The 4,109-nt window shown below is 71.3% G+C and carries 4 protein-coding genes and 1 pseudogene; all 5 read right to left on the bottom strand.

Annotation, left to right across the window (positions count from 1 at the left end):
- Positions 1-821, bottom strand: a pseudogene (locus ACFQ4O_RS15765) (hypothetical protein); the annotation flags it as partial.
- Between the two features lie 139 nt (positions 822-960).
- A complete protein-coding gene (locus ACFQ4O_RS15770) occupies positions 961-1,713 on the bottom strand; it encodes a pyrimidine 5'-nucleotidase (RefSeq protein WP_378777030.1) in 753 nt (250 codons plus the stop codon).
- 113 nt (positions 1,714-1,826) lie between these two features.
- The gene (locus ACFQ4O_RS15775; RefSeq protein ID WP_378777025.1) at positions 1,827-2,162 is read right to left on the bottom strand and encodes a hypothetical protein; all 336 of its coding nucleotides are present in this window, start codon (positions 2,160-2,162) and stop codon (positions 1,827-1,829) included.
- Positions 2,159-3,055 carry an acetylglutamate kinase gene (gene argB / locus ACFQ4O_RS15780; RefSeq protein ID WP_378777027.1) on the bottom strand — a complete coding sequence of 299 codons (897 nt, stop codon included), beginning with the start codon at positions 3,053-3,055 and terminating at the stop codon, positions 2,159-2,161. Before argB ends, ACFQ4O_RS15775 begins: the two co-directional genes overlap by 4 nt.
- 90 nt (positions 3,056-3,145) lie before the next feature.
- Positions 3,146-4,109 (bottom strand): putative bifunctional diguanylate cyclase/phosphodiesterase (locus ACFQ4O_RS15785; RefSeq protein WP_378777028.1); only part of this gene is annotated, 964 nt, incomplete at its 5' end.

A 4,109-nucleotide genomic window follows, 5' to 3' on the forward strand; every position in this document is an offset into this window, starting at 1 on the left:
GGCGGGGCGAGCGCGGGCAGGACGCGCGGCGGCGTGGACGCCGCCGGTCCGGCGTCCGCGGGCGCGTCGCGGTCGATGTCGAGCACGTAGTCGTCGTCTTCGCGGAAGCCGCGCGCGTCCTTGTCGTCGGGCGCGGGCAGCGTGATCACCAGCCCGCGAGGGCCGACCTTCGCCTCCAGCCCAACGAAGGCGGACGGCAGGTTGGCGCGTGCGGCGACGACGTCGAACGGATAGGGCGCGTCGAAGGTCAGCGTCACCCGCTCGCCGTCGCGGGCCATCTCCACCTCCGCGCCGGGCTCCATGCCGAAGGTGAGCCGGTAGAGCGTCGGCAGCGTGGCGGCGGACACGGTGACCGGCGGCATCTCGACCCGGCGGCGGCGCTCCATCTCCGCCTTGGCGGCGCGCGCCTCGCGGGCGGCCTTGCCGAGCGCGGCGAGCACGCCCTTGGGCAGGCCGGGCGGCATGCCGACCCAGTTGGCGGGCAGGAGATCCACGTAGAGCGCTTCGCCCGCCTCGGTCACGTTCAGCTTGGCGGAGCGGGTGAGCGCGATCTTGATCGCGGTGCCGTCCGGATCGCGCCGGACCATGCCGACGAGATCGCCGAGACCGCGCACGATCGGGCCGGTGTCGATCTTCACCGGCTCGGCGAAGCTGAGGGTGAGCACGCCGTTCGCGAGCGTCACGTCGTGGGGGGGCAAGGCGTCGAAGGCCAGCGCCAGACGGGCGTATCCCTCCTTCTCGAGGGTCGCCGTGGTGGTCGCCGTCGCGGCCCAGGCGTCGCCCGCGCCAAGCGCGAGCGCGACCGCGAGAGCGCGCGCCATCCTACGTCCGCCGAAAGCCACGCCTCGTGGTCCCCGCATCGCCCATCCGTCGCGGCCGCACGGCCGCGCCCTGAAGGCTTAACGGACAAGCCGTTCGCGGAAGGTTACCGGAATCACGAGAGACCGGCGGGAACCGGGCTCAGTCGCGCGCCACGATCGCGAGCGCCGAGAGGAAGCCCGGCAGGTCGGTGGTGACATGGTCCACATGGGGGCCGGCGATGAGGTCGTCGGGGCCGGTGGTCCGGTCCAGCGCGTCGCCCGCCCCGTCCGCCGGCGCCACCAGCACCGTGCGCATGCCGAGCCGGTGCGGCGCGACGAGGTTTTTCGCGAGGTCCTCGAACATGGCGGCCTTGCGCGCCTCCACGCCGTGGCGCTTCAGGAAGGTGTCGTAGGCCTCCTGCGACGGCTTCGGCACGTAGTTCGAGGCCGCGATGTCGTAGATGTCCTCGAACAGGTCCGCCACGCCGAGCCGCGTCGCCACCCGCTCGGCGTGGTAGCGGGAGCCGTTGGTCAGCACGAAGCGCCGGCCCGGCAGGCGGGCGATGGCGGCGGCGAGGTCCGGGGCCGGCACCAGCACCGAATGGTCGATGTCGTGGACGAAGGCGAGGAAATGGGCGGGGTCGAGCCCCTCCTCCGTCATCAGGCCCTTCAGGGTCGTGCCGTGGACGCGGTAATAATATTTCTGCAGCGCCCGCGCGGAGATGCCGTCGATGCCGAACTGGTTCGCCACATAGGCGGTGATCTTGTCGTCGATCTGGTCGAACAGCCGCGAGGACGGCGGATAGAGCGTGTTGTCGAGATCGAAGACCCACGTGTCGACATGGTCGAAACCCTTGTCGATCGCCTGCTCGGCGTGGTCCGCCAGCCGGGAGACGGCGGCGGGAGGGGGCATGTCGTTCATGGACGCCTTTGCGTGGCCTGCCCCGCGAACGTCGAGGCGTTAAGGCCCCTGAGAGTTACGCGAGGATCATGAACGTCTTCTGATCGCCCGACTTCGCGGCGTTTTCAGGGCTGAAGCGCCTTCAGCGCCTCCAGCCCCTGGAACAGGGCGTAGGACACCGGCGACGGCGCCTGGGCGAGCGCGAGCAGGACCAGCGACAGCGTGATCCAGCCGATCGCCAGCAGCCGCGGCCCCTGCATGGCGTAGACCACGGCCACGAGCAGGTTGATCACCGCGAGGAAATGCAGCGAGAAGCCCGACCAGAGCGAGGGCAGCAGATAGAGGATCAGCCCCGTCACCAGCACGGCGACGAGAAACTCGCCGACGCCGCGCCTGCGCTCCGCCGGCCGGTTGGGATCCGGCTTCTTCTCGGGCCGGCGGAACTGGACGACGTTGCTCACCGGGTGATGAGCGTGCCGGCGCCGCCCTCGGTCAGAAGCTCGATCAGCACCGCGTGCGGCGTCTTGCCGTCGAGGATGACGACGCCCTCGACGCCCTTCTCCACCGCGTAGATGCAGGTCTCGACCTTGGGGATCATGCCGCCCGAGATGGTGCCGTCGGCGATGAGGCCGCGCGCCTCCTCCACCGAGAGCTGCTCGATCAGCTTGCCCTGCTTGTCGAGCACGCCCGGCACGTCCGTCAGCAGCAGCAGGCGCTTGGCGTCCACCGCGCCCGCGATCGCGCCCGCGAAGGTGTCGGCGTTGACGTTGTAGGTGGAGACGCCCTCGGCGTCGGCCGCCACCGGCGCGACCACCGGGATCAGGTCGGAGGCGATCACCCAGTCGAGCACGGTGCGGTCCACCTTGTCGGGCTCGCCCACGAAGCCGAGATCGAGCACCTGCTCGGTCAGCGTCTCGGGATCGAGCATGGTGCGAGTGAGCTTGCGGGCGCTCACCATGCCGCCGTCCTTGCCGCACAGGCCGATGGCGCGGCCGCCCTCGGCGTTGATGGAGGCCACGATCTGCTTGTTGATCAGGCCGGCGAGGATCATCTCCACCACCTCGACGGTGGCGGCGTCGGTGACGCGCAGACCCGCCTTGAACTCGATCTTGATACCGAGGCGGTTCAGCATGGCGCCGATCTGCGGCCCGCCGCCGTGGACCACCACCGGGTTGATGCCAACCTCCTTCAGGATCGCCACGTCCTGCGCGAACCAGCGCGCGGCCTCGGCGTTACCCATGGCGTGGCCGCCGTACTTCACCACCACAGTCGCGGCGTCGTAACGCTGCATGTAGGGCAGCGCCTCCACGAGGATGCGGGCGGTGTCGTGGGGGTTGGCGGGGGTGGTCGTCATGGCGAAGCTCCCGGATGGCGGGCGAAGACCCGGCGGGCGGGTTCTAGTCGCTTCGATGTGACGGCTCAATGACGAAGCGCGCCGGCGGCGTCACGCCGGCAACGCCCGCTCCCGTGAGGCCAGGCGTGCCAGAGCCTCCAGCGCCGCGTTCGCAGCGGGGCGCGCGGCGCCGGCGCCCGCCATGCGCCGCAGCTCCGCCACCAGCTGGTTGCGCCGCCAGGTCAGCAGGCTTTCCGCCGGCACGGGCCGCGAGAACAGGTAGCCCTGCCCGAAGGTGCAGCCGTGGGCCGTCACGAAAGCGAGCTGCTCCTCGGTCTCGACGCCCTCGGCCACCGTTTCGACGCCGAGATTGGCGGCAAGCCCCAGCACCGCCGCCACCACCATGCGGGCGTTGGGGTGTTCGAGCGCGTCGCGCACGAAGCCGCGGTCGATCTTGATGACGTCGAAGGGCAGCCGCGTCAGCGAGGCGAGGTTGGAGTAGCCGGTGCCGAAATCGTCGATGGCGATACGGACGCCCACGGCCCGCAGCGGCGCCAGCTGGCGCGCGGCGTGGTCGGGATCGGCCATGGCGGCGCTTTCGGTGATCTCGAGCTCGATCAGCGCCGGATCGCAGTCCGCCTCGCGCAGGATGTCGAGGGCGGTCTGGGCGAAGGACGGATTGCGCAGCTGGATCGCCGACACGTTGACCGCGACCCGCAGGTGGAAGCCGAGGCCGGCCCAGGCGGCCGCCTGCCGGGCCGCCGTCTCCAGCACGAACCGGCCGAGCGCCTCCACCAGACCGCATTCCTCCGCCACCGGCACGAACTTGTCCGGCGGGATCATGCCCCGGGTCGGGTGGCGCCAGCGCGCCAGCGCCTCGGCCCCGAGCGGCCGGCCGGACCGGAGCTCGATCTGGGGCTGGTAATGCAGCTCCAGCTCGCCCGCGGCGATGGCGTGGCGCAGTTCCTGCTCCATGCGGAGCCGGCTGTAGGCGTCGTCGTTCAGGGCGGCGCCCGCCCAGCGCACCGAAAGCGCGCCGGCGGCGCGGGCGCTGGCGAGCGCGGCGGAGGCCTGC

The organism is Methylopila musalis (genome assembly GCF_042679725.1).
Taxonomy (GTDB): domain Bacteria; phylum Pseudomonadota; class Alphaproteobacteria; order Rhizobiales; family Methylopilaceae; genus Methylopila; species Methylopila musalis.

Excerpts from the sequence above, each read along its gene's own strand:
- ACFQ4O_RS15770 (WP_378777030.1), bottom strand. The coding sequence starts at position 1,713 with ATGCCCCCTCCCGCCGCCGTCTCCCGGCTGGCGGACCACGCCGAGCAG.
- argB (WP_378777027.1), bottom strand. The coding sequence starts at position 3,055 with ATGACGACCACCCCCGCCAACCCCCACGACACCGCCCGCATCCTCGTG.